The organism is Microbacterium phyllosphaerae, assembly GCF_050628115.1.
GTDB classification, from domain to species: Bacteria; Actinomycetota; Actinomycetes; order Actinomycetales; family Microbacteriaceae; genus Microbacterium; species Microbacterium phyllosphaerae_A.
The window spans coordinates 573,340-598,585 of sequence record NZ_CP192502.1 but is presented as its reverse complement, the minus strand read 5'-3'; the positions used below and the strand labels follow the sequence as shown (position 1 = coordinate 598,585).

Sequence of the window (25,246 nt, the reverse complement as noted above, 5' to 3'; positions counted from 1 at the left end):
CGTCGAGGCGGCTCCGACCTTCAGCGGTAAGAAGGATGTGAATGAGCACCATGACTGAGACCTCACCGGAAGAGCAGGCGGCTTCGGCTTCCGTCGCCCAGGCACGACCCCGCCCGACCTGGTGGGTGAAGCTCATCGCGTTCGCGGCGTGCCTGCTGACCCTGTGGCATGTGGGAGCGTCGTTCCTGTGGATCGCGCCCTACTCGGCGCTGCGGGAGATCCCCACGCAGGAGGTTCTCGCCGGCTACATGCTGCCCATGTTCGGTCAGTCGTGGAGTGTCTTCGCCCCCGAGCCGATCAACGGGGACTACCACTTCAACGTCCGTGCCGTCATAGAGAAGGACGGCGAGGAGATCGAGACCGGGTGGGTGAGCGCGACCGACGTCGAGCTCTCGATGATCCGGTACAACCTCATGCCGCCCCGCGCGGGCATCCAGTCCAGCGAGGTCGCCAGCGGTCAGATGAACGCGTTCAACAAGCTGAACGCCGATCAGAAGGCCGTGGTCGGGCTCGACTTCGCCGAGGGCGACTGGGAGGAGTGGATGGGGCGCTCCTTCGACGAGCTCGAGGGGGACAACCCGTCGACCGAGGCCTACATGGCCGAGGAGCACCTCTCGACCGCCTACGCCACCCAGGTCGCCTACGCGATCTGGGGCGCCGACGCCGTCGTCAAGGTGCAGTACCGCGTGAGCAGGCAGAACGTGGTCCCCTATGCGGATCGCAATGACCCCGGGGCGCAGCGCCCCGACCCGACGTTCTCGACCACGGGCTGGCGACTGCCTGTAGAAGAGGAAGGCCAGAGCCGCGAGAACTTCGCCGACACCTTCCGGGCACAGTTCGAGAGGATCCAGCCGTGAGCGCGCCGATCAAGACCGCGGCGCCCCGCGCGAACGCGAAGAAGAAGGATGCCGCGAAGAGCACGGATGCGGCGGCCACCCGAGCGACGACCACGGCGCCCGCTCCGGCATCCGCTCCCTCGACCCCGGAGCGGGTGCCGGCACCGGCACCCGCTCCGGCCTCCGTCCCGCCGAAGTCCTTCGTCACGCGACTGCTGAGTTTCGCGTCGTCGATGATCGCGGGGCTCTGGGCGATGGTGCTCTCGGCCATCGACCGCATCTCGGCGTTCGTCGGCGACTGGCTCTTCAACGGCAAGAAGGCGCTCTACGGGCTCGCAGTCACGCGCATCCTCTTCGGTGTCACGGCGATCGGCCTGCTCGTGGCGAACTTCGGCACCCGTCTGTACACGTTCGGATCCGGGTCGGCATGGAACGGCGAGATGGTCGAGCCCGTCAGCGAGTTCCCCAAGATCTGGGTCTTCAGTGCCTTCCACGCGGCGATGGGCAACGACGTCCTCTATACATCTCTCTATCTGCTCCTCGGCGTGCTCGCGGTGCTGTTCGTGCTCGGATGGCGCTTCCGCATCGTGCTGCCGGTCTTCTTCTGCCTGTGGGTCGGGTTCGTCGAGGCCAACGACATGGTGGGCGATCAGGGCGACAACATGTTCCGCATCGCGTTGCTGCTGCTGTTCTTCGCCGACCCCGCGGCCCGCTGGTCGCTCGATGCCAAGCGCCGAGCGAAGAGCGGCGAATGGTTCGCTCCGAACAGCCAGCCGGCGCTGCTGGGCACGGTCTTCCACAACCTGGCGCTCGTGGCGCTCACAGCGCAGGTGTGCTTCGTGTACGCCTCAGGCGCGCTGTACAAGGCGGGCGGCGCTCCCTGGGAAGAGGGGTACGCGGTCTACAACCCGCTGCAGACGGCGCGGTTCGGAACCTGGCCGGTGCTGAGCGACCTCGTCACGACGTGGGGGCCGATGGTCGTCGCGGCGACGTGGGGGTCGATCATCCTGCAGGTGGCGTTCCCGCTCATGCTGCTGACCCGACCGACGCGTCTGATCGGCCTGATCGGCATCCTCTCCTTCCACATCGGCATCGGCGTGCTCATGGGGTTGCCCTGGTTCTCGCTCACGATGATCGCGATCGACTCGATCTTCATCCGCGACCGCACGTGGGCTCGGCTCAGCTCCGGGACCAAGCGGCGGTGGGAGCAGACGAAGACCGCCCCTCCGCCCGGAGCGGCCGTCGAGGCCTGACGGTCGCTCGTGTGGTGCCGACTGTGGTCTGACGACAATGTGGCGGGGCGGGGTGCCCGCCCGGCGTTGGAGGATGAACACAGGGCAGTTCGCTCCTGGTTGTGGCAGACCTACCATGGAAGCATCTTTACTTCCCTCTGAGAGGAATGCTCATGGCCGACGCCGCCGTCCGTCCGAAGACGACTCGCCCCCACACCGACAGTGCTGATGCGAACCTGACGTTCGACATCGCCCGGGTCACCGATCTGCTGATGGGCACCTGGGCCGACACCCGCCGCGAGGCGCGCGAGATGATCAAGGACTCGGCGTTCTGGCGCAAGGACGAACTGGGCAAGGACGAGCACCGCGAGCGCGTGCTCAGCCAGCTGCACCTGCTCGTCGAGAACAAGGCCGTGCACCGTGCGTTCCCGAAGTCGCTGGGCGGCGAGGAGAACAACGGCGGCAACATCGCGGGCTTCGAGGAACTGGTCGTCGCCGACCCGAGCCTGCAGATCAAGTCCGGTGTGCAGTGGGGGCTCTTCGGCTCTGCGATCCTGCAGCTCGGCACCACCGAGCACCACGAGAAGTGGCTGCCCGGAGTCATGGACCTCTCGATCCCCGGCGCATTCGCCATGACCGAGATCGGACACGGATCTGACGTCGCGGCCGTCGGCACGACCGCGACCTATGACCCCGAGACCGAGGAGTTCGTGATCAACACCCCGTTCCGCGGGGCTACGAAGGAGTACCTCGGCAACGCGGCCCTGCACGGGATCGCCGCGACCGTGTTCGCGCAGCTCATCACGAACGGCGTCAACCACGGCGTGCACTGCTTCTACGTGCCGTTGCGCGGAGAAGACGGAGTCGACCTGCCAGGCATCGGCAGGGAGGACGACGGGCTCAAGGGTGGCCTGAACGGCATCGACAACGGGCGCCTGAGCTTCGACCACATCCGAATCCCCCGCACGAACCTGCTGAACAAGTACGGCGACGTCGCGGCAGACGGCACATACTCGAGCGCGATCGACAGCCCGGGCCGTCGCTTCTTCACGATGCTCGGCACGCTGGTGCAGGGGCGCGTCTCTCTCGACGGCGCGGCCTGCTGGGCATCCGCTCTCGGGCTGAAGATCGCGATCACCTATGCCACCCAGCGTCGTCAGTTCGACGGAGCAGACGGGCAGGAGGTCGTGCTGCTCGACTACGGCAAGCACCAGCGCCGCCTGTTCCCGCGCCTCGCGACGACGTACGCTCAGATCTTCGCGCACGACGAGTTCCTGCAGAAGTTCGACGGAGTGTTCTCGGGTCGCACCGACACCCCTGCAGACCGCGAAGACCTCGAGACCCTGGCCGCGGCGCTCAAGCCGCTGTCGACCTGGCATGCGCTCGACACCCTGCAGGAGGCTCGTGAGGCCTGCGGCGGCGCGGGCTTCATGTTCGAGAACCGTCTCGTCGGGCTCCGCGCCGACCTCGACATCTACGTCACCTTCGAGGGGGACAACAACGTTCTGCTGCAGCTCGTCGGCAAGCGTCTGCTCACCGACTACGCCAAGCAGTTCACGGGCAAGGATGCTGCGGCGCTGGCGAAGTTCGCCGTCGGGATGACCGCGGGCAAGGTGTTCCACGGTGCGGGACTGCGGCAGTTCGGTCAGTCGGTCGTCGACCTGGGTCAGGTCGCGCGCTCGGTCGAGAACGGTCTGCGAGAGGAGCAGCAGCACCAGCTGCTCGCCGAGCGCGTGCAGCAGATGGTCGCCGACGTGGCCGGTCGACTGCGTCCGGCGGGCAAGGACAAGGTTCTCGGCGCCCAGCTGTTCAACGAGAACCAGGCCGAGCTGATCGAGGCTGCGCGGGCCCACGGCGAACTGCTGCAGTGGGAGGCGTTCACCGACGCCGTCCACCGCGTCGACGACGCCGACACCAAGAAGGTGCTCACGTGGCTGCGCGACCTGTTCGGCCTGCAGCTCATCGAGAAGCACCTCGCGTGGCACCTGATCAACGGGCGTCTGTCGACGCAGCGCGCGGCCGCGGTGTCACGGTACATCGACCGGCTGTGCATGCGGCTTCGTCCGTACGCGCTGGAACTCGTGGACGCGTTCGGCTACGAGCCCGAGCACGTGCGCGCCCCCATCGCCTCGGGCGCGGAGCGCGCGCGGCAGGACGAAGCACGCGAGTACTACGCGGCGCTCGCGGCATCAGGAGACGCTCCGGTGCTCGAGAAGGTGCTGAAGAAGAACGCCAAGCGCTGACACGGAGTTCGCGACTCCACTGACACCGGCCGGGATCGTAGGATCCCGGCCGGTGTCGTCTGTCGGAAGTCGCGCCCTCAGGGCCCGGGCTGAGGTGGGTACGGTGCGGGAGGCTGCTGCTGCCCGGGGGCTGGCGGGTACGGATGCTGCGTCGGGGCGGGCGGGTACTGCGATGGCGGGTACTGCCTCTGAGCGTTCTGTGCGCCGGGATGCTGCGCGCCCGGATACTGCGTGCCCGAATACTGCCCCGCCGAGTACTGTGCCTGTGCGGACGAGGTGTCGCCCGAGTGTGCTGAGCCGTCGCCCGTGAGCCGCGACTGCCTCCGGACACGCAGCAGCACGACGGTGAACGTGAGATACAGCAGCCCGGCCGCTGCCCCGCCACCATAGAGCAGCAGGGTCGGAATCACGGCGTTCAGTCCGCGCGGCAGCTGGAACAGCATCCGGAATGTGGCATCGGGAGCGGCGATCAGCAGGATGCTGGCGATCAGCAGCGCGAGCGCCGGCAGGATGAGCGCGAAGGGAGACCACCTCGACACGGCGATGCCTGCGAGAACGAGCAGGGTGCCGGCGAAGACCGCCGCTGCCGCACCGGGGCGGAGGTCGAACTGGAATCGCTGCAGGGCGAAGAGTGCTCCATCGGCGATGCCCCAGGTGATCGCCCAGGCGCCCGCGGTCAGCAGCAGCGGGGCGGCGACGATGCCGATCACGCCCAGGGCAGTGCCCTTAGGGCGCGGGTCTCGTCGGACGAGAACGAGCACCAGTCCCATCGCCCCGAGAGCTGCCAGCACGACGAGAGGGATCCCGTAGACGAGGCCGTCGCCCCAGTCCCGCGGTTGGATCCGGATGATCCACGACAGCGTCACCGGGAACACCGCGACGATCAGGGGAACGATGCTGAAGATGCCGACGACGATCAGGCCGGCAGAACTCCGGATGCCGGTGAGCACCACCAGGATGAGCAGCACGAGCCCGAGGGTCTGCAGCAGCAGTGGCCCGACCAGGGGCGCCAGGTAGCCGTCGAAGCCGTACGAGAAGAGCGTGAGGTTCACCGCCTGTCCGCCGACGGACAGCAGTATCAGAGCGATCGGCGTCAGTACGAGAGTGATCAGGATCGTGATCAGGCGTGCGGTCAAGGATGATCGGCGCATAGGACTTCCCCCTCCGGAGTCTCAGCCCACGGTACCGACACGAGCGACGGATCGACACAGGTTCACCCCGTAGTGTCGATCTGCCCACCCGAACCGACCCGAGGAGTCTTCGATGACCCGTGTCCACGCCTACGCCGCACCGAGCGAAGCCGCACCACTCGAGAAGACCGTGATCGAGCGCCGAGAGCTCGGTGCCCACGACGTCCTGATCGACATCGCCTTCGCGGGGATCTGCCACTCCGACATCCACACCGTCCGTGGAGACTGGGGCCCGCAGAGCTATCCGCTCGCGCCGGGGCACGAGATCGCTGGAATCGTGGCAGCCGTCGGTTCCGAGGTCACGAAGCACGCGGTCGGCGACCGCGTCGGCGTCGGGTGTCTCGTCAACTCGTGCGGTGAATGCAGGAACTGCGAGAGGGGCGAGGAGCAGTTCTGCTCGAACGGCGCGGTGGGGACATACGGCGCGACCGACCGCGACGGGACGATCACCCAGGGCGGCTATTCGGAGCAGGTCGTCGTGACCGAGTCGTTCGTCGTGCGCATCCCCGAGGCGCTCGCACTCGATGTCGCCGCGCCCCTTCTCTGTGCAGGCATCACGACGTACTCGCCGCTGCGCCACTGGAACGTCGGACCCGGCACCCGCGTCGCCGTCGTCGGACTCGGAGGACTGGGCCATATGGGTGTGCAGATCGCGCATGCCCTCGGGGCCGAGGTGACCGTGCTGTCGCAGACCCTCAACAAGAAGGACGACGGGATCCGCCTCGGCGCCGACCACTACTTCGCAACCAGTGACCCCGAGACCTTCCGCTCGCTGCGCGGATCCTTCGACGTGATTCTCAACACCGTCAGCGCCGTCGTCGACCTGCGGTCCTACCTCGGGCTGCTCGACGTGGGCGGGTCGATGGTCTGTGTCGGTGCGCCGGCCGAGCCGCTGGAAGTGCATGTCGGATCGCTGATCGGCGGACGCCGCTCGCTCGCCGGATCGAACATCGGCGGCATCCGGGAGACGCAGGAGATGCTCGACTTCTGTGCCGAGAACGGCATCGCATCGGAGATCGAAGTCATCACGGCCTCGCAGATCAACGAGGCGTACGAGCGCGTGCTCGCGTCTGACGTGCGCTACCGCTTCGTCATCGACGCGAAGACCATCGCCGACTGACACCTCCGCGATTGCGCGATCGAGGTGGCCCCGCTCTTCGAGCGGGGCCACCTTCGCGTTCGGGGGAGGGGCGGTCTGTTCTCCCGCCGTTCTCCGTCTCGCGTGCTCGGCCTCTCCGCGGTGTCTCTTCGGTTCGTGTTCCTCTCTCCGGGGTTGTCTCTCGGTCGGTGTTCCTGTCTCATCGGGCCGCCTCTTGAGGTCGTGTTCCTCTCTTGTCGTGTTCCTCTCTCTTGTCGTGTTCCTCTCTTGTCGTGTTCCTCTCTCTTGTCGTGTTCCTCTCTCTTAGTGCGGCCTCTCCGGGTCGTGCCTCTTGCTCCTGCGGTTGCCTCGTCGGCTCGTGTCCCGTTCTCCGGGGGTGCCTCTCGGGTCAGTGCTCCCTTTCGTCCTGGGGCCGCCTCAGCACCACCACCCTGTGTGCCTCTCGGTGGACGACTCTGCATCATTCTGGGAGATTGGAATACGGCTCTGATCTGGGGTAAAACGGGATGGTTTCGGGTCTTGAATGTCGGTGGTCCCGTGTTGACTGACGGGTATGAACAGCACCACGGAGCTTCTGGATCGGGTCATCGCCGACCTCGACACGATGCTGTCCGATGACGCGTTAGCCGGGTTGACGGACGTGGATCGGATCATGGTGCTGCAGGGTGCGGGGGCGGTGTTCCGTCGGGCCGAGGCGGTGATCGTGGAGACCATCGCGACGGGTGATCCGGGTGATTTCCCTCACTCGGCGGGGTGTCGGGGGTTGAACGAGTTGCTGCAGCGGACGGTGCTCGTGGATGTGCGGGGTGCGACGAGGGTCGACAAGGTCGTCGACCTGGTGCGGCGCCCGACGAGTCTGGCGGGGGAGCGGATGCCCGCGCGGTGGTCGGAGCTGCGGCTCGCGTTGCTGGATGGGGTGGTCGGCGTGGCGGGGTTTCTCGCGGCGACGGGTCCGATCGAGAAGGTGTGGGATCGGCTCACGGTCGATCAGCGCCTGGCGGCGGATGTCGCGTTGGCGGGGTGCGCCCGCGGGCACGGTCTCGTGGCCGACGCCGACGCCGACGCCGACGCCGACGCCGACGCCGACGATGCGGATGCTGACGATGCGGATGCTGACGACGACGAGGCTGATGGGCAGGGGCCGGCGCCGACCGCGCAGGATCTGGCGGCTCTCGCGGAGGATCTCGCGTCGATGTTCGACCCCGATGGGGAAGAACCCAAAGATGAGGACGCGAAGCGTCGCCGGGGCATCACGATCGGCCGTCTCAAAGACGGCGTGCACGCGATCCGGGGCTATCTGACCCCAGACGTCGCGGCGCAGTTCCAGTTAATCATCGACGCGATCCTCAACCCCAAGGGCGACGGCCCACCCATGCCCGGCGTGCACTTCGCCCCCAGCGACGGTGCCGACTCGGTCTCTGATGTTTCTGACTTCGGCGCCGATGCCGACTTTGATGCCGATGCCGACTTTGATGTCGATGTCGATGCTGACCCCGGCATAGATGCTGACGATGCCGATGCGGATCCGTTCAACTCCGATCCGCGGTGCGTGCTCGATGATCGCACCGCGTCGCAGAAGCGCCACGACGCTCTCGCGATGGTGTTCGCGATCGCGGCCCGTCACAACGCCATGCCCACCCTCGGTGGGGCGGCACCGGTCCTGGTCGTCAACGTCGACGCGAACGACCTCGCCGCCCACACCGATCACGGCGCCCATGTCGATCACGCCACCCACACCGGTCACGATGCCCATGTCGGTCACGGTGCCGGGGCTGCCTTCGGACCCGCGGCGTCCGGAACGGGCGCGAACTCCGGCAATGGCGGGTGGGCGACGATCCCAGGATCCGGTGCCCACCTCCCCGTCTCCGTCGCCGCGCACATCGGATGCTCCGGCACGATCCAACGCGTCCTGTTCGATGAGGGCAGGATCATCGGCATCACCACCACCGACCGCATCTTCAGCGTGCATCAACGCCGGGCGATCGTCGCCCGTGACAGGGAATGCCTGATCCCCGGATGCCACGTCCCGGCATCGTGGTGCGAGATCCACCATGTGGTCGAACATGCGAGGGGTGGTCCGACCCATACGGACAACGGGGTGCCGCTGTGCTGGTGGCACCACCGTTCCCTCGGAACGTCCGGGTGGGAGATCCGCATGAACGACGGTCTCCCGCAGGTGCGGGGGCCGAAATGGTGGGACCCCGAGCAACGATGGCGCACCCCACGACTCAGCGGTCCGCGCACACGCCACACGTCACGGAAGCATCACCGGTCGCGGAAACCCACCGGTCGGAGAAACCCGCCGTCACCGGATGAGAAACCGTCGGCCATGTCCGTGCGCCCGGATAACGTGAGGTCATGACGTCTCTGATCGCCGGGCCCGACCACCGCGAACGCTGCGCATGGGTGGGTGACGATGCGGAGTATCGCCGCTACCACGACGAGGAGTGGGGAACCCCGCTCCACGGCGACCGTGCGCTGTTCGAGAAGATGGCACTCGAAGGATTCCAGGCAGGGCTCTCCTGGATCACGATCCTCCGCAAGCGCCCTCGATTCCGAGAGGTCTTCGCCGGATTCGACGTCCAGACGGTCTCCGAGTTCGACGAATCCGACATCGAGCGGCTCATGGCGGATGCAGGGATCATCCGCAATCGCGCGAAGATCGAGGCCACGATCGGCAACGCCTCCATCGTTCGCACGATGCAGGACGGCGAACTGGATGCGCTGATGTGGTCGTTCGCTCCGCCCCCCGGCACCCGCCCGACCTCCTTCGCCGACGTCCCCGCGGTGACGCCCGAGTCCACGGCCATGAGCAAAGAGCTGCGTCGCCGCGGCTTCCGCTTCGTCGGACCCACCACCATGTATGCGCTGATGCAGTCAGCAGGGATGGTCGACGATCACATCGCGGGATGCTGGCGCGCCTGAATCCTGCACCGCAGCGCCCTCCCGAGGCGACGAGCGGCCCTCGGGATCGTCGATCCCCTCGATATACTCTGTGATCGGGGGGAACGCCCAACGCAGCGCGTCGGGTTCATGCAGGGCGCGGTCTCCCCATCCGACCGTGAGGAGCATGAGTGGCAACGCGCATGGCATCGACACCGCCTACGCTGGCGGGGTACAGCTACGTGCGTCCGCTGGGCTCCGGTGGCTTCGCCGACGTGTTCCTCTACGAGCAGGACATGCCTCGTCGCGTCGCCGCGGTGAAGGTGCTCCTCGCTGACGCGGTCAACCGCGAGGTGCTGCGCACCTTCAACGTCGAGGCCGACATCTCCGCCCGACTCAGTGCGCACCCGTCGATCGTGACGATCTACCAGGCGTCGATCTCGGCGGACGGTCGCCCGTACTTCGCCATGGAATACTGCCCCGACACCATGAGCGCCCGGTACAAGAAGGCGCCGCTCGCCCTCGCGGAGGTGCTCGACACCGGTGTGCGCATCGCCGGTGCACTCGAGACCGTGCACCGGGCAGGTCTGCTGCACCGTGACATCAAGCCCTCGAACGTCCTCATCAACTCCCTCGGTGCTCCCGTGCTCGCCGACTTCGGCATCGCTGCCGCCGTGATCGATGAGGGCGACGGCGAGACGATCGCGATGTCCGTGCCGTGGAGCTCGCCCGAGGTACTGCAGGAACGCGTCTCCGGGTCCGTGCCGAGCGAGATCTGGAGCCTCGGCGCGACGCTCTACACCCTGCTCGCAGGGCGCAGCCCCTTCGAGCGCCCCGACCGCGGATCCAACTCGCGCGACCAGCTCACCGATCGCATCGTCAAGGCCCGCTACACCGCTGTGCCCCTGCCCGGCATCCCGCCGATCGTCGATGAGATCTTCGCGACGGCGATGCACCGCGATCCGGCCAAGCGGTTCGCGAGCATGGCCGACTTCGCCGAACGGCTGCGCTGGGCCCAGTACGAGCTCGGCATCCACCCGACGGCGTTCGAAGCGGCATCCGCCGAGTGGGCGGCCGCGGCACCGGTGAGCTTCTCGGACTCCGCGCCGCGCGGGCCCGTGATCACGACGGTGGCCCCCGACTCGCGTCGTGCTGTGCGTGCCGCGCGCCAGCAGGCCGCACCCCGCGACCGTGACGACCTCCCCGCCGCCCGCACCAAGACCCGCTCGCCCCTCATCGCGGGAGTGATCGGCGCGCTGATCGGCGCCGCCGTGCTCGCCGGCGTCGGCATCGCGGTCCTCTACCTGACAGGGATCCTCTGATGGCCATCGGCGACCGCAACCGCGCGGAGACGAAGCCCCGGTCGCGAGGCCGCCTGATCGCCGCGATCTCGGGTGTCGCCGCCCTCGCCGTCGTGGTCACCCTCGCCGTCACGGCGCAGGGATACCAGTCGCAGGAGGTGCCCCGCCTCGAGTCCGCGGTCTGGGTGATGCGCGACAGTGGCCAGTACGCCCGTGTGAACACCGAGCTCGCCGAGATCGACACGGTGCGCAACGTCGACGACCCCGAGGCTGTCTGGCAGAGCGGCTCCGCCGCCGTGCTGTACGCGCAGGGGAACAGGCAGCGCTGGGATCTCGACCCCGCCAGCCCGACCGACCTGCTCTCCGACTCGTCCGATGCAGGCACCCCGCTCGCCTCCGAGCCGACCCCTGCGGGCACGAGGGAGATCCTCTCCGCTGGTCCCTACGTGGCCTACCGCACCGATACCGGTCAGGTCTCGGTGACGACACTCGACGCGGGGGCTGCCACCGCGCTCGTCGACCCGTTCGCGGGCGTCGAGGTCGAAGAGGGCGAAGACCCGCCGACCTACACGGCGGATGCGATCGGGCTCTCACCCGAGGGTCTGCTCGTGCTGTACTCGGCCGATGAGGGCGCGGTGCGCCGGTTCGACATCAAGGAGCACCGATTCCTCGGCGATCCGGCATCCGTCTCTTCGGCTCCCGACGCGGGGGAGGGGCTGTCCGTCACCGTCGTGGGCGACCGCTGGGCGATGCTGCAGACGGGGTCCGGTGAACTGTGGCTCCAGGGTCGAGACGAACCCGTCGAGCTCGATGTCGCCGAGGACGCTCGTCTGCAGGAGGGCGCCGCCTCCGGCGAGTCCCTGTTCATCGCCGACTCCGACGGCCTCGTGTCGGTCGACCTCGCCTCCGGAGAGTCCGAGCGCGTCGCTGATGCGACCGGAGTTCCGGCGGCCCCCGTCGTCGTGGGCGACCAGGTCTATGCCGCCTGGCTCGACACCGGCGCTGGCACCCTGTGGGCCGACGGCGAGACCGTGCCGTTGCGCGTTCCGGACGAGGCACTCGACTCCGCGACGATCGAGCCGGTCTTCCAGGAGAACGGCGACCGCGCCGTGCTGAGCGAGACGGGCACCGGGCTCATCTGGACCGCGCCAGACGGCGTGCTGATCCCGCTCGAGCAGTGGGCGATCGAAGACGACACGGAGCAGCAGGAGGGCACCATCATCGTCGAGGATGTGGCGGAGCAGCTTCCGCCCGTCGCCGTCGATGACGCCTTCGGCGTCCGCGCCGGCGAGCAGGTGATCCTCCCGGTGCTGCTCAACGACCACGATCCGAACAAGAAGGACGTCCTGACGATCGACCCCGACTCTGTGGCGGGCGGTCTCGGGGATCCCGCGTTCGGCGACCTGACCCTCGTCGCCAACGGCCAATCGCTGGTGGTCAATGTCAAGGCGGGATCAGGCCAGACCTCCTTCACCTACACCGTGACCGATGGGGCTGCGGTGTCGTCACCCGCGACCGTGACCCTGACCGTCGTCGACGCGGGCGTGAACTCGGCGCCGGTGTGGTGCGGCGTCGACGCCTGCCAGCAGGAGTGGCCGACTCCGCAGCTCCTCCCCGGTGGCAGCACGGTGGTCTCCGCCCTCTCCGGCTGGGTCGACCCCGAGGGTGACCCCTTCGTGCTCAGCGACGCCTACGAGACCGACTCGTCATCGCCCGTGATGGTCGTTCCGATGGCGGACGGTCGTGTGGCCATACGTCATACCGACCCGAACGCGGCGGATGCGGTGATCGCGGTCACCGTGGTGGTCGAGGACGTGCACGGCGCGACCGCCGAGAAGACCCTCGACGTGCAGGTCACGGGCAGTCCGGCCCTCGTGGCATCGCCCGTCGCCCTGACCGCTCGCGTGGGTGAGCTGCAGTCGATCCGCATCTCCGATCACCTCTCCGGCGGTTCCGGCTCGTATCGACTGGTCGATGCCGTGCAGACGGCCGCCACCGCGCAGGGACTCGAGGTCACGCCGAACGCCGCATCGGGCACGGTCGAGCTGACCGTCGCAGAACCGGGTCAGTACGTCGTGACGTACACCGCCCAGGACGTCTCGACGCAGGCCGAGCAGTCCGCCGTCATCCGCATCACCGCCGTCGACGGGTCGTCCGGGCTGGCCATGGCACCCCTGACCGCCTTCGTGCGCGAGGGCGAGGACACCACCGTCGATGTACTGCGTGCGGTGCAGAACACCAGCGGCCGGGTGCTGATGCTGTCCGATGCCGTGAGCTCCACCCCGCAGCTGAACGTGCGTGTGGTCGGCAACGAGAGCATCCGCGTCAACGGCACGACCGAAGACGGCGAGCCCGGAGTCATCGGCCGAGCCACCGTGACCGTCGCCGACGGATCGGGAGCCGCGGTGCAGGGCACCGTCACGGTCTTCCTCACCCCGCCGTCGACCGTGACCCGCCCGATCGTCTTCTCGGACGCGATCACCGTGCGCGCAGGGTCGCTCACCCGCATCAGCGTCACGGCGAACGACGTCGCTCCGCGAGGAGAGCCCCTGGTCGTGCTCCCCGAGGTCACCGGCTCCGGCGAAGCCGGCGAGCTCGTGTTCGCCGACCGAAACGCGCTGCGATATCTCGCCCCGACCACGCCGGGCACGTACCGGCTCACCTACTCCGTCTCGCTGGAGCGCAACCCGTCGCTCTCCGACACCGGCACGGTGACGGTCACCGTCGTGCCCCCGGGCACGAACCGTGCGCCGACTCCCACCACTCTCACCGGACGCGTGCTCAGCGGCCAGACGGTCTCGCTCCGCGTCCCGGCCAACGGAATGGACAGCGACGGCGATCGCGTGGTGCTCACCGGCATCGAGCAGCCCGAGAAGGGCGCGGGCACGGCGACGATCTCGGCGAGCGGCGAGTCCATCGTCTACCGGGCCCCCGCAGCCGGCGTCCAGGGCGGCCAGGCCAGCTTCCGCTACACCGTGCGCGACCCGCAGGGAGAGGAGGGAACGGGCGTCGTCCGCATCGGAGTGCTCGACGCGGATGTCGATGATTCCGCCCCCGTGACCTTCAGCGACTATGTGCGCGTCGAGGCGGGGTCGAAGACCCCGATCGTCCTCGATCCTCGTTCGAACGACCTCGATCCCGCGCAGAGCGAGCTCGAGATCACCGAGCTCGTGCCCAACGCTCCGCCGGTCAAGGGAAACCCGCTGTACGACCGCCTGAACGCGCTGATCGATTCCGACACCGACCTCGACGAGGGCCGGGTCGTGCTGCGTGCCGGCGACACCGCCGGAACCAACTCCTACTTCTACACGGTCAAGTCCAAGCGCACGTCGAGCACCGCGCAGGGCCTGATCGTGGTCACGGTGACCGATGGCGCGGTCGCCGATCAGCCGAGCGTCGCCGACACCGTCCTCACCGCACGTGATCGCGACGACCTCGCGGACCGCGGCATCGACGTCGTGACGGATCGCGTGAGCTGGCCGTCGGGAGACACGTCGTCGCTCACCCTGAGCCTGTGGGGCGACCAGCCCGGATACACGGTGGAGGGCAACCGCATCGTGGGCACCGCTCCGGCCGAAGGCGCGCTCGTGCCGTTCCAGCTCAAGGGCAAGGGGTCGGGAGGACGCGACGTCGTCGCATACGGGTTCCTGCGCATCCCAGCCTTCGACGACATGCAGGTGCAGCTCAAACCCGGCTCCACGCCCGTCGTGGTCGACGAGGATGCCTCGGCAACGTTCGACGTGAGCGACTACGTCGATCTGACGGCATCGGATGCCGTCGAGGTCGGCAGCGGTCAGTTCAGCGCCCAGCGCGCGGCTGCGTCGTGCGTCGCCGAGGGATCCGGTGGTGCGACCTACCGTGCCGGCCGGGAGGCGCCATGGTCGGATACCTGCCTGGTGCCCGTGCGGCTCAAGGGGCAGGAGCGCTGGTCGTACATCGACGTGCCCATCAGCATCCGTCCTGCCGAGCCGCAGCTGCTGCTCTCGTCCATCTCGCACACGATCGCTCCCGGTGCCACCGAGACCATCGACATGTACGCCAACATGGCCGCCTGGGAGGGTGGGCGCGAGGGCAACTCCGGGTCGCTCGTGTACCGGGTCGTGTACTCCGGGTCGGCCTTCATCGTGACGTCCAACGGCAAGACCCTCACGATCGAGGCCCGTGCGGATGCGAAGCCGGGCAACAGCGAGAACATCAGTGTCACGGTCGAGCAGTACGGGCAGCCCTCGGCATCCGTCCGCCTCGTCGTCGGTGCGGCTCCGCCGGATGCTCCGCGAGGGGCCACCTTCACGAAGCAGTGCATCGTCACGAACCCGAACTGCACGATCGACGTGGTCGACGTGGCGGGCGAGTACGACCCGTTCGCGGGCAAGCCCGGCTCCGGGCTGCGACTGATGTCGCTCGGCGCGGGAGCGCGCTGCGACGTCGCCTCGATCTCGACGTCTGGCAGCAAGTCGATCACGGCGAGCTGGCCGGGCGGCGGACAGGCGCCCGGCGGCCAGTGCGTCATCCCGTTCGTGGTGTCGGATGCGCAGGGTCGCACCGGAACAGGAACCCTGACACTCGACCTGCAGGGCTTCCCGCAGGCGCCCGCGAGCGTCACCACGGTCGGCTTCACCCGGACGACCGTGGTGCTCGACGTACCCCTCGGCGAGGCAGGGCGTGCACACCCGAGCGTCTCGGGCGTGACCATCATGCAGGACGGATCGCCGGCGAACGCCTCGTGCAGTCCCGCGGGAGGCTCCTACCGCTGCACCGTGAACGGGCTCGTCAACGGGGCGCCGCACGTCTTCACCGCAGCCGCAGTGAACGCCGTGGGCACATCGGCGACGACCTCGCCCCTCACCAGCTGGGCGTATGCGGCGCCGGTCGTCTCGAACGCGACCGCGACGCCGGTCTACCGTCCGGGACAGTCCGACCGTGGGCGGGGCATCGTCGCGCTCGCGATCGACGCCTCGGATGACGCGCTGGCCTTCCGCATCGAGGAGACCGGCGAGATGATCCCCCGGAACGGGGGCACGACCCAGGTGGAGATCGGACTGTCTCCCGGAGCGCAGAACCTCACGATCGTCCCGATCAGCCAGTTCCAGCCCCCTAACGGCGAGGGTGGCAACGAGGGAGGAGCCTTCCGCACGTCCGTGACGGTGGCGGGCGCTCCGTACTTCGAACCGTCGTGGACCAACGCGAGCGCAGCATCCAACACGTCGATCAATGTGTCGGGCATCGCCGCGCAGGCCAACGGCAGCGCCCAGGGTCTCGACGTCGTGTACCTCGCCTGGCGTTCGGGCAACGCCAGCTGCAGCGCCGACGGCAATGGCCGTCTGTCGGTCTCCGGCGCCGAGGTGCAGTCCGCCTCGCCGTCGCTGCAGGGACTCCAGGCGTACCAGGTCTACAACGTCAAGGCGTGTGCCTCCAACGGCTACGGCGTCGCGGAGTCGTCGACGGCGACGGTGTTCACCTTCACCTTCGTCGACGGTCCCGGCGGCAATACGACCTACACGGTGGCGACCTCGCCGTCGAAGAACGGCGACCGGTACTCGTACGGACTGTCGTCGGCTCCGGCACTCGACGTCGAAGACGGTTTCGTCGCGCAGTACAACATGTACGGCGATTGGCGAGGAGACTTCTTCCTCAGCCCTGACTCGTCACCGGGTCAGGTGCAGGCGCGCGCGTGCCACCCCCAGCAGACGCGCTCGTGCTCGGGAGCCGTGAACATCACTGCGACGACTGCGCCGACGATCGTCGACGTCGAGTTCCGGGCGTGCATGCCCGCACGCGAGTCCGACGTCGTAGCGGTCTCGGGAGCGGCCAGCGGGTCGTATGACCGGGTCGTCACGCCCGTCACCGACACCCCCGGTGCCTTCGACGTGAAGATCACCTGGAAGGGCGCATACGCGACCCTGTCATCCATCACCCATCGCGTGACGGGCGCCTGCCCCTGAGGCGGGTCGCCCGACCACCACACAACCAACGAATACTCTTTCCTTATGTCTGCTCCCACAGCCGCTCCCGTGACCATCGCTCCCGAACAGGCCGCCTGGTTCGCGGAGACCTTCTCGATCCTCACCGGCAACGTCGAGCAGGCGATCCTCGGCAAGCGGCACGTGGTCGAGCTGGTGCTCGCCGCGGCCGTCAGCGGAGGACACGTGCTGCTGGAGGACTTCCCCGGCACGGGCAAGACGGCGCTCGCACGTGCCATCGCGCAGACCGTGACCGGAACGAGCACGCGCATCCAGTTCACCCCCGACCTGCTGCCGGGTGACGTGACGGGCATCACGGTCTACGACCAGAAGGAGGGCGCCTTCGAGTTCCACGCCGGACCCGTCTTCGCGAACATCGTGCTCGCCGACGAGATCAACCGCGCGAGCCCGAAGACGCAGTCCTCGCTGCTCGAGGTGATGGAAGAGGGAACGGTCACGGTCGACGGCGTCACCCGCCCCGTGCCCTCGCCCTTCCTCGTGATGGCGACGCAGAACCCCATCGAGCAGGGCGGCACCTACCGTCTGCCCGAGGCGCAGCTCGACCGGTTCATGATCAAGACGTCGATCGGCTACCCCGATGAGGCGGCGACCATGCGCATCCTCCAGGGAGCCGCGCAGCCGAAGCACGTGCTCGACGGCATCGTCGGCACAGACACCATCCTCACGATGGCCGAGATGACCCGCGGCGTGTACGTGAACCCGCTCGTCTCCGACTACATCATGCGCATCGTCGATGCCACGCGCCGGGCATCGGAGGTCCGTCTCGGCGCGAGCGTGCGAGGCGCGATCGCGCTCTCGCGTCTCGTGATGACCTGGGCTGCCAAGAACGGCCGCACGTTCGTCACGCCCGACGACGTGCGCGAGCTCGCTGTCGTGGCCCTCGCCCACCGTCTCGTGCTCGAACCCGAGGCGGAGTTCGACGGCGTCACCGCTGTCGCCGTCGTAGGCCAGATCCTGCTCGACGTCGAGCCCCCGCGCGAGAACGGCACTGCGTGAGCTTCAGCACCGAGTCCCGTCTGACGCGCACGACGGCGGGCACGAGCACGTCGACGCGCACGTCGACGGTCACGCGTTACGACCGCACGCGCCGGGGCCCCGTCCGCGGCGCGGTCTTCGGCGTTCGTCGTGCGGCTCGCAACACGGGGCGCGCCGCTCGCGCATCCGTCGCCTGGGTGCGCGAGACGGTCACGGCGGCCGGGATGCTGGTGGCCGTGGCGCTCGTTCTCTGTCTCATCGCCGGACTGCTGTTCGGCTGGGTCGAGGCCTGGGCCGTGGCTGCGATCGCCCTGGTGCTGCTGGTCGCCTGCGTCCCGTTCATCCTCGGCACCCACGACTACCGGATCGACCTCACGCTCGATCGTGACCGCGTGGTGGCCGGAGCGGAGATCGGGGCAACCCTCGACGTCCGCAACAACGGCGAGCATCTCTCGCTCCCCGGTGTCGTCGACGTCCCCGTGGGGGAGGGGCTGGTCGAGGCGCACGTCCCGTTGCTGCGCCCCAGCGCGCATCACCGCGAGCAGCTCACGATCGCCGCCCACCGCCGCGGTGTCATCGACGTCGGCCCGATGACCATCACCCGCGGCGATCCCATCGGCATCCTCCGCCGCGAGCTCCGCTGGCCCGACGTGCAGCGCATTCACGTGCATCCGGTCACCGTGCGTCTTCCCAGCACCAGTGCGGGGCTCATCCGTGATCTCGAGGGCACACCGAGTTCGGTCCTGGTCGACGCCGACCTCTCGTTCCACGCCGTGCGCGAGTACGTCGTCGGCGACTCGCAGCGCCACGTGCACTGGAAGTCGACGGCCAAGACCGGCAAGCTCATGGTGCGCCAGTACGAGGAGTCGCGGCACGCCCGCATCGCGATCATCCTCGACCTCGATGCCGAGTCGTACGAGAGCGACGACGAGTTCGAGAACACGGTCAGCGCCGCGGCGTCCCTGGCGCTTCAGGGCGTCCGTGACGGCCGCGACGTGCTGTTCTCGGTGAGCAACGAGATCCCCGAGCACAGTCGTGCCGAGGTGCTCTCGATCCGCACGCTGCCGACCGTGACGCCCAAAGCGCTGCTCGATGCCACGTCGACGATCGACGCGGCCGACCGGGTCATGCGTCTCGAGGCGGTCACCGCCCTCACCGTGCAGTCGTATCCGGACCTCTCGATCGGATTCCTCCTCACCGGCTCGCGGATGCCGCTCGACCGACTCCGACTCGCAGCGGTCAAGCTGCCCGCCGCAGTCGAGGCCGTCGCCGTGCGCAGTGAACTCGGCGAACAGCCCACGATGCGGTCGGCGCGAGAGCTCGCGGTGATGACCCTCGGAGCGCTCGGAGACCTGCCGCAGATGCTCGCGCGCGGAGCCCTTCGATGAGCGCGGCAGGGGCCAAGCGCGGTGTGGCCGGGTCGCGGCGGTCATTCGCCCTCTCGGCCCTCACCTTCTGGTCGCTCGGCTACGTGCTGGTCGGTGTCGGCCTCGCGACCGCTGCGGTCTGGCCGGTCTACGAATCGCCGCGCGCCCTGGCCGTCGGTCTCGTCGGCGGTCTGCTCGGCATGGCGATCGCCGTGCTCGCCCGCGTGCTGCGCTGGGGGATGCTGATCGGCGCCCTCGCGGCGGTCGGCACGTACCTCGTGGTCGCGGTGCCGCTCGCGATCCCTTCCGCGCTCTCGTCGGTCCCCGCATTCATCGGCGGCCTCCGCGATGCGGTGCTCGGCGTCGTGCTCGGGTGGAAGCAGATGCTGACGCTCAACCCGCCGCTCGGCGAATACCAGGCCGTGCTCATCCCGTTCCTCGTCGTGATGCTGTTCGGCGCGTTCGTCGCGACCCTCCTCGTGCTCGAGAACGGACGCCGCGCCACGATCGCCGTCCCGGTCGTGACGGCGATGAGCGTGTTCGGCATCGCCTTCGGTGTGAGCGGCACCACGTCGCCGGTCTCGATCCTCGGAGTCGCGCTTCCGGCTCCCCGAGAGTGGCTGATCGGCGTCGCCCTCTTCGTCGCAGCCCTCGTCTGGCTGGTCGGTCGTGCGCGGCTGCAGCGTGCCCAGGCGCTGCGCACGGTCGCCGCCGCCAACATCTCGCGCCGGGCCACCCCGGTCTGGCTGACCGTGCGTCGGCATCTCCTGTCGGCCGCGCTCGCGGTGGTCGCGCTCGTCGCCGGATTCGCGATCGCCCCGGCGGCGGCCGGATGGTCGGACCGATCGGTGCTGCGCGACGAGGTGGAGCCGATGATCGTCGTGCAGCAGCAGGCGAGCCCGCTCAGCGCCTATCGCTCGTGGTTCGCGGGCGGCACTCTCGATGAGACCGTCCTGCGGGTGCAGGGAAACCCCGGGGCGGTCGACCGCATCCGCCTCGTCACCCTCGACTCGTACGACGGCGAGGACTTCCACATCGACCCGGACGACCGGTTCAGCCGGCTCCCGCGCACGGCGCTCCCCGCGGCCGGGCGGGTCTCCCTCGACATCACCATCGGCGACGCCTACCGGGGCATCTGGGTGCCGTCACCGGCCGGCCTCGCGGAGGCGCCGGCGTTCTCCGGCACCCGTGCGGACGCGCTCGCGGACGGGTTCCATGTGAACGAGGGGGGCGACACGGCGATCACGATCGCCGAGACCTCCACAGGTGAGGAGGGACTCATCCCCGGCGACCGTTACACGGTGCTCGCGGATGCTCCCGACGGCCAGGGCGACATCACCGCACTGCAGGGCGGAGCGTCGAACCTCGACACCGATCGCTATCCGGCACTCGTCGAGTGGGCCGAGATGCAGGAGCAGCCCCGCACGGGGGCGGGCTATCTCGAGATCATCGATCGCCTGCGCTCCCGCGGATACCTCAGCCATGCCCTGATCGATGACGAAGCGGCAGCCGGGTGGATCGCCTCGCTCAAGGAGTCCGAGGGGTACGCGTTCGCACCGAGCTACGCCGGGCACTCCGCCGCTCGCGTCGAGGAGCTCTTCACCGACATGGTCGAGCAGGAGCGGCGGGCGGGAGCGGATGCCGCACCCGAGCTGCTCGTCTCGGCCGTCGGAGACGACGAGCAGTTCTCGGTGGCCGCGGCGCTTCTCGCCGAGCACTGGGGCCTCGAGTCCCGAGTCGTGATCGGCACGCGTCTCGCCGCGGCCGAGGAGGTGCCGGGGATCCCCGCGTGCACCGAGACGTGCACGGGGGCGAACATGAGCGCCTGGGTCGAGGTACGCGCCTCCGGCGCCGACTGGATGCCGGTCGACACGACGCCGCAGTACGCGATGCTGCCCAGTTCCATCACGGAGGGCGAGCAGCTGCCCGAGCATCCGACCGTCCCCGAGCAGCCTCGCTCGGAGGCGCTGGATCCTCCCCAGGCGCAGAGCGACTCGAACAACGACGCGCCTCCGCTCGAGGAACCGCAGTCGGAGCTGCTGGCGATCCTCCTGCCCATCCTGCGGGCGGTCGGTCTGAGCCTTCTCGGACTCGTACTGCTGGCGCTGCCGTTCCTCGTCCTCGTGTTCGCCAAGCGGTATCGCGCCAGAGCCCGTCGCACGGCGGCGGACCCTGAAGTGCGACTCGCCGGCGCATGGGAGGAGCTCGTCGACGTGTACGCCGACCATGATGTCGCGATGGATGCGCAGGGCACACGCACTCAGCGTGCGCTGTCGACCGACCGCGAGGCGTCGGACCGCCTGGCGGCGCTCGTCGACCGTGCGGTGTTCGCCGAGCATCCACCGACGAAGGACGACGCGAGTGCCGCATGGGAGATCGTGGACGCGGAACGTGCCGAGCTCGCGCATGACGGAAAATGGTGGCATCGCCTCGTCAAGCGCGTGCGGCCGACATCGTTCATCGGTCGGATCCGGTCAGCGGGCGGCCTCCGCTCGTTCGGACTTCGGCCCGCGCTCGGTACGCTCGGATTGACCGGTTCGCTCGGCGACCGGAAGAAGGGGGACTCATGATCGCGCCCGTGGATACCGGCTACGCGACGATGCTCGCCATCGTGGGCGGCCTCGGTGTGCTCATCGGCATCGCCATCTACGTCTGGTACGCGTACGCGCTCTCGCGCCTGTTCCCGCGTATCGACGGCGAGGGGTGGAAGGGGTGGGTCCCGATCCTCAACGAGGCCGAGATCCTTGCACGAGGTGGAGTCCCCGCCTGGTCGGTCGTGTTCTATTTCATCCCGATCGTGCAGCTGTACGGCATCTACCTCAAGGTCGTCGCGACCCACCGCATCAACCAGCGGTTCGGGCGGGGCGCCGGCATGACGGTGCTCGCCATCCTGCTTCCGCCGGTGTGGGCGACGGTGCTCGCCTGGGGCGCCCCGCCCTATCCAGAGGGTGACCGTCTGGCCGCCCTGCAGCCCGGCCCGCGTCGCACCGCGCAACCTGCCGCGGCGCCCGCTCGGGACGCGTCCGGCTACACGATCCCGTCGCTCGCGCCGCACACCCCGAGCCAGCCGGATGCTCCTGCGCTCATCTTCCCCGACTACGCGGCCCCGCCCCGGGCGACCCCGCCGTCGGAATCCGCCGGTGGCGCTGCTCCCGCCGCACCCGCCACACCGTCCGCGTGGGGCGCGCCGCCGCAGCCGCCTCAGTCGCCGTCGGCACCGTCATCAGCTCCGTCATCAGCTCCGTCATCGACACCGATGGCGCCGGTCGGTCCGCCGCCCGTGCCCGGCGCGCAGCCCCCGTCGTTCGCATCGTCCGGAGGGCAGTCGCCGAACATCGGAGCGCCTGCCGCGTCGTTCGCGCCGCCCGCACCGCAGTCCGCACCCCATCCGCCCGCCCCGGTGGCCGCTCCGCAGCCGCCCGCACCGCAGCCGCCCGCACCGCAGCCGCCCGCCCCGGTGGCGTCTCCGGAGCCGCCGGTGCCATCATCCGCTCCGCAGCCGTCAGCTCCGGTCGAGGCGCACCCGACGACCGGGATCATGGCCGCGATGGGCGGAGAGCCGGTGGCCCCGCCGGCACCCGCGCCCGTCGCTGCCCCGCAGCCGCCTGCTCCTGCCGCTCCGCAGCCTCCTGCTCCTGCCGCTCCGCAGCCTCCTGCTCCTGCCGCTGCGCCGCCTGCTGCCGCTGCGCAGCCGCCCGCTCCGTTCGAGGACGCACCCTCCGTACCGCCCGCCGTGCAGTTCGCGGCGCCGGCATCGCCGCATCATGGGGCAGCGGATCAGCCTCCCGCCGCGCCGACCGCCGACCCGCAGCGTGTCGTGCGTCCCGCCCCGCCGTCGTTCCGCGACGGTGCTTCGGACCTCGAGCCGCAGATGCCCGTCATCCGTCCGGCCCCGTCGGCGACCGTGGACGCTTCCGTGGCGCCCGCAGCGCCTGCCCAGCCTGCGCCGGCCCACCCTGCGCCAGTCGACCCGGCGCCGGCGCCGGTCGATCCCTCGGATGCCGCCGCATCCCCCGTCGCTCCGATGCCGCTCGGCGGACTCGCCGCTGACGTCGACAAGACAGTCGTCACGCCCCGTCCGGCAGAGATCGACGTCGATGACTTCGATGCCACGGTGGTCGTGGCGCGCAAGCGCGGCATACGTCGCTCGCTCGTGCTCGACGACGGCCGCAAGTTCTCGCTCTCGGGCGCGAGCGTCGTGATCGGTCGCAATCCGATCGGCGAGCCGGGCGAGCAGCGACTCGCGATCTCCGACACCACACGCACGCTGTCGAAGACGCATGCGCGCCTCGTCGTGCACGACGACGAGTGGCGCCTCACCGATCTGCACGCCACGAACGGCGTCGTCGTGGTCGAGGAGAACGGCACGGAGACCCTGCTCGATCCGGGTGAGAGCGTCACCGGCAACGGGCGCTTCATCCTCGGCGAAGTGGGCATGCACGTCATGGCGGAGCGCGATTCGTGAGTCTCTCTTCGGTGGTCCTCAATGTCGCGTCGCTGACCGACACCGGTCTCAAGCGCGCCGCGAACGAGGACTCGATGCTCGTCGCCTCGCCGGTCTTCCTGGTCGCCGACGGCATGGGCGGGCATGAGGCGGGCGACCGGGCCAGCGCTGCCGTGGTCGAGGCCTTCGAACCCCTGCGAGGGCGCACGGTCGAGGTCGCCGACATCGGCGAAGCCCTGAGCCATGCTGCCGCGGTGGTCGAGGACATCTCCGCCGAGCACAAGCGCGGGGCGGGAAGCACGGTCACCGGCGTCGCGCTCGTCGAGCACGACGGTGCGCCGCACTGGCTGGTCTTCAACGTCGGTGACTCCCGCGTCTACCGGCACCATGGCAACGACCTGACCCAGCTGACGATCGATCACTCGCTGGGGCAAGAGCTCGTGGATGCCGGAGAACTGCGCCCCGAGGACCTCGCGTCGTTCTCTCAGCGCAACGTCATCACCCGGGCCATCGGTGCGCCGGACAGCACGGCCGACAGCTGGTTGCTTCCCGTCGTCGACGGCGAACGGCTGCTGCTGTGCTCCGATGGGCTGAGCGGTGAGGTCAGCGACGAGGCCATCCGCGCGACCCTGACGATGAACGGACGCCCAGAGACCGCCGCCGCGGCGCTGGTGAGCCGTGCGCTCAAGGCAGGTGGGCGCGACAACGTCTCGGTCGTCGTCATCGACGTGGTCGCCGGCGGGGCGCGCACGAGGCCTGACGACAGCACGGCAGGACGCATCGCGGCATCCTCCTCGCTGACCGACTCCATGCTCGAGGGCACGACGATCCCGGTGCGGGTGAGATGAGCGAAGACGAGAACGACGGTGAAGAGACCGTCATCCTCACCCGTCGTGATCGGCGGCGCGGTGGCGCGGCTACGGATGCGCAGCCAGCGCAGTCGGCGCAGTCGGCGCAGTCAGCGCAGCCAGCGCAGACGGCTGATGCGGACGTCGCGGACGAAGACGCGGGGTCCGCGGGGGCCGCGGATTCAGCGGATGTCACCGCCGCCGACGCTCTCGATGAGGCCACCGTCGTGGTGGACCGGAGTGCGCGACCCGTCGAGGAGCCCGCCGCTACTCCCGACGACGAACTCATAGATGAGGCCACAGTCCTGGTGGACCGGAGCGGGGGAGTCGTCCAGGAGCCTGCCGATTCTGCCGATGAGGCGACGGTCGTCGTCGACCGGAGTGCGGGACGCGCCGAGAAGCCCACGGATTCTCCTGACGACGAACCCGTCGAAGAGGCGACCGTCGTCGTTTCTCGGCCGCCTCGACGTCTGCGGCGAAAGCGAAAGCCGGGAGCCGCGGAACACGACGATGCCCCTGTCGAACCCGCGCCCACTGCCGCGCCCCTCTCCTTCGAGGCGCCGACCGATGCCCCGGCTCCCGAGATCTACCGTCCGCGTCCCGCTCCCCTCGGACCCTCCGCGCCTCCGGTCGTCGTCGGCGCTGCCGCGCCCACGCGCGCGGTGGACCCGGAGCTTCCTTCCGTCGCGAAGCAGGGCCTGCGCTGGAGCATGATGACTCTCCTCGCCTTCGCGGCCGCCTGTGCCGTCTCTGTCGTCGGGCTGGTCGCGCTGGGCTTCGTCGTCTTCGCCTGAAGCCCCGCCCGCTGCGCACCGAGCCGGCGACCTCGACCGCGGGCTCCGCTCAC

General features: G+C 69.1%; 15 protein-coding genes. 14 read left to right on the top strand and 1 reads right to left on the bottom strand.

Features of this window, described 5'->3' with window-relative positions; translation table 11 throughout:
• Nucleotides 1-41: 41 nt before the first annotated feature.
• The 3 genes from ACQ4LY_RS02655 to ACQ4LY_RS02645 all read left to right on the top strand — a co-directional run bounded on the left by ACQ4LY_RS02655 (nucleotide 42) and on the right by ACQ4LY_RS02645 (nucleotide 4,311).
• Nucleotides 42-857 carry a DUF5819 family protein gene (locus tag ACQ4LY_RS02655; protein WP_431074439.1) on the top strand — a complete coding sequence of 272 codons (816 nt, stop codon included), beginning with the start codon at nucleotides 42-44 and terminating at the stop codon, nucleotides 855-857.
• Nucleotides 854-2,089 (top strand): HTTM domain-containing protein, encoded by a 1,236-nt coding sequence (locus ACQ4LY_RS02650; RefSeq protein ID WP_431074438.1) that lies wholly within the window; start codon nucleotides 854-856, stop codon nucleotides 2,087-2,089. The genes ACQ4LY_RS02655 and ACQ4LY_RS02650 overlap by 4 nt, the downstream gene beginning before the upstream one ends.
• Nucleotides 2,090-2,241: 152 nt before the next feature.
• The gene (locus ACQ4LY_RS02645) at nucleotides 2,242-4,311 is read left to right on the top strand and encodes an acyl-CoA dehydrogenase (RefSeq protein WP_431074437.1); all 2,070 of its coding nucleotides are present in this window, start codon (nucleotides 2,242-2,244) and stop codon (nucleotides 4,309-4,311) included.
• Nucleotides 4,312-4,388: 77 nt separating this feature from the next.
• Here the strand turns inward: ACQ4LY_RS02645 and ACQ4LY_RS02640 are convergent, their stop codons facing one another.
• Nucleotides 4,389-5,447 (bottom strand): hypothetical protein, encoded by a 1,059-nt coding sequence (locus ACQ4LY_RS02640; protein ID WP_431074436.1) that lies wholly within the window; start codon nucleotides 5,445-5,447, stop codon nucleotides 4,389-4,391.
• Between the two features lie 127 nt (nucleotides 5,448-5,574).
• Here ACQ4LY_RS02640 and ACQ4LY_RS02635 point away from each other — a divergent pair, with 127 nt between their 5' ends.
• The 11 genes from ACQ4LY_RS02635 to ACQ4LY_RS02585 all read left to right on the top strand — a co-directional run bounded on the left by ACQ4LY_RS02635 (nucleotide 5,575) and on the right by ACQ4LY_RS02585 (nucleotide 25,193).
• Nucleotides 5,575-6,621 carry an NAD(P)-dependent alcohol dehydrogenase gene (locus ACQ4LY_RS02635; RefSeq protein WP_431074435.1) on the top strand — a complete coding sequence of 349 codons (1,047 nt, stop codon included), beginning with the start codon at nucleotides 5,575-5,577 and terminating at the stop codon, nucleotides 6,619-6,621.
• Nucleotides 6,622-7,153: 532 nt separating this feature from the next.
• Nucleotides 7,154-8,962 carry a DUF222 domain-containing protein gene (locus tag ACQ4LY_RS02630; protein ID WP_431074434.1) on the top strand — a complete coding sequence of 603 codons (1,809 nt, stop codon included), beginning with the start codon at nucleotides 7,154-7,156 and terminating at the stop codon, nucleotides 8,960-8,962.
• Nucleotides 8,959-9,525 carry a DNA-3-methyladenine glycosylase I gene (locus ACQ4LY_RS02625; RefSeq protein ID WP_431074433.1) on the top strand — a complete coding sequence of 189 codons (567 nt, stop codon included), beginning with the start codon at nucleotides 8,959-8,961 and terminating at the stop codon, nucleotides 9,523-9,525. The genes ACQ4LY_RS02630 and ACQ4LY_RS02625 overlap by 4 nt, the downstream gene beginning before the upstream one ends.
• Nucleotides 9,526-9,674: 149 nt before the next feature.
• Nucleotides 9,675-10,805, top strand: a complete 1,131-nt coding sequence (locus tag ACQ4LY_RS02620) for a serine/threonine-protein kinase (protein ID WP_431074432.1) — start codon at nucleotides 9,675-9,677, stop codon at nucleotides 10,803-10,805.
• On the top strand, nucleotides 10,805-16,726 hold the full coding sequence (locus ACQ4LY_RS02615; RefSeq protein WP_431074431.1) for an Ig-like domain-containing protein: 5,922 nt from the start codon (nucleotides 10,805-10,807) through the stop codon (nucleotides 16,724-16,726). The genes ACQ4LY_RS02620 and ACQ4LY_RS02615 overlap by 1 nt, the downstream gene beginning before the upstream one ends.
• 69 nt (nucleotides 16,727-16,795) lie before the next feature.
• A complete protein-coding gene (locus ACQ4LY_RS02610) occupies nucleotides 16,796-17,761 on the top strand; it encodes an AAA family ATPase (RefSeq protein ID WP_431075740.1) in 966 nt (321 codons plus the stop codon).
• The gene (locus ACQ4LY_RS02605) at nucleotides 17,758-19,128 is read left to right on the top strand and encodes a DUF58 domain-containing protein (protein WP_431074430.1); all 1,371 of its coding nucleotides are present in this window, start codon (nucleotides 17,758-17,760) and stop codon (nucleotides 19,126-19,128) included. The genes ACQ4LY_RS02610 and ACQ4LY_RS02605 overlap by 4 nt, the downstream gene beginning before the upstream one ends.
• Nucleotides 19,125-21,677 carry a transglutaminase domain-containing protein gene (locus tag ACQ4LY_RS02600; protein WP_431074429.1) on the top strand — a complete coding sequence of 851 codons (2,553 nt, stop codon included), beginning with the start codon at nucleotides 19,125-19,127 and terminating at the stop codon, nucleotides 21,675-21,677. The genes ACQ4LY_RS02605 and ACQ4LY_RS02600 overlap by 4 nt, the downstream gene beginning before the upstream one ends.
• Nucleotides 21,674-23,572 (top strand): DUF5684 domain-containing protein, encoded by a 1,899-nt coding sequence (locus tag ACQ4LY_RS02595; RefSeq protein WP_431074428.1) that lies wholly within the window; start codon nucleotides 21,674-21,676, stop codon nucleotides 23,570-23,572. Before ACQ4LY_RS02600 ends, ACQ4LY_RS02595 begins: the two co-directional genes overlap by 4 nt.
• A complete protein-coding gene (locus ACQ4LY_RS02590; protein WP_431074427.1) occupies nucleotides 23,569-24,399 on the top strand; it encodes a PP2C family protein-serine/threonine phosphatase in 831 nt (276 codons plus the stop codon). The genes ACQ4LY_RS02595 and ACQ4LY_RS02590 overlap by 4 nt, the downstream gene beginning before the upstream one ends.
• Nucleotides 24,396-25,193 carry a hypothetical protein gene (locus ACQ4LY_RS02585; protein ID WP_431074426.1) on the top strand — a complete coding sequence of 266 codons (798 nt, stop codon included), beginning with the start codon at nucleotides 24,396-24,398 and terminating at the stop codon, nucleotides 25,191-25,193. Before ACQ4LY_RS02590 ends, ACQ4LY_RS02585 begins: the two co-directional genes overlap by 4 nt.
• Nucleotides 25,194-25,246: the final 53 nt, after the last annotated feature.

Excerpts from the sequence above, each read along its gene's own strand:
- ACQ4LY_RS02655 (WP_431074439.1), top strand. The coding sequence starts at position 42 with ATGAGCACCATGACTGAGACCTCACCGGAAGAGCAGGCGGCTTCGGCT.
- ACQ4LY_RS02645 (WP_431074437.1), top strand. The coding sequence starts at position 2,242 with ATGGCCGACGCCGCCGTCCGTCCGAAGACGACTCGCCCCCACACCGAC.
- ACQ4LY_RS02635 (WP_431074435.1), top strand. The coding sequence starts at position 5,575 with ATGACCCGTGTCCACGCCTACGCCGCACCGAGCGAAGCCGCACCACTC.
- ACQ4LY_RS02630 (WP_431074434.1), top strand. The coding sequence starts at position 7,154 with ATGAACAGCACCACGGAGCTTCTGGATCGGGTCATCGCCGACCTCGAC.
- ACQ4LY_RS02625 (WP_431074433.1), top strand. The coding sequence starts at position 8,959 with ATGACGTCTCTGATCGCCGGGCCCGACCACCGCGAACGCTGCGCATGG.
- ACQ4LY_RS02615 (WP_431074431.1), top strand. The coding sequence starts at position 10,805 with ATGGCCATCGGCGACCGCAACCGCGCGGAGACGAAGCCCCGGTCGCGA.
- ACQ4LY_RS02600 (WP_431074429.1), top strand. The coding sequence starts at position 19,125 with ATGAGCGCGGCAGGGGCCAAGCGCGGTGTGGCCGGGTCGCGGCGGTCA.
- ACQ4LY_RS02595 (WP_431074428.1), top strand. The coding sequence starts at position 21,674 with ATGATCGCGCCCGTGGATACCGGCTACGCGACGATGCTCGCCATCGTG.
- ACQ4LY_RS02585 (WP_431074426.1), top strand. The coding sequence starts at position 24,396 with ATGAGCGAAGACGAGAACGACGGTGAAGAGACCGTCATCCTCACCCGT.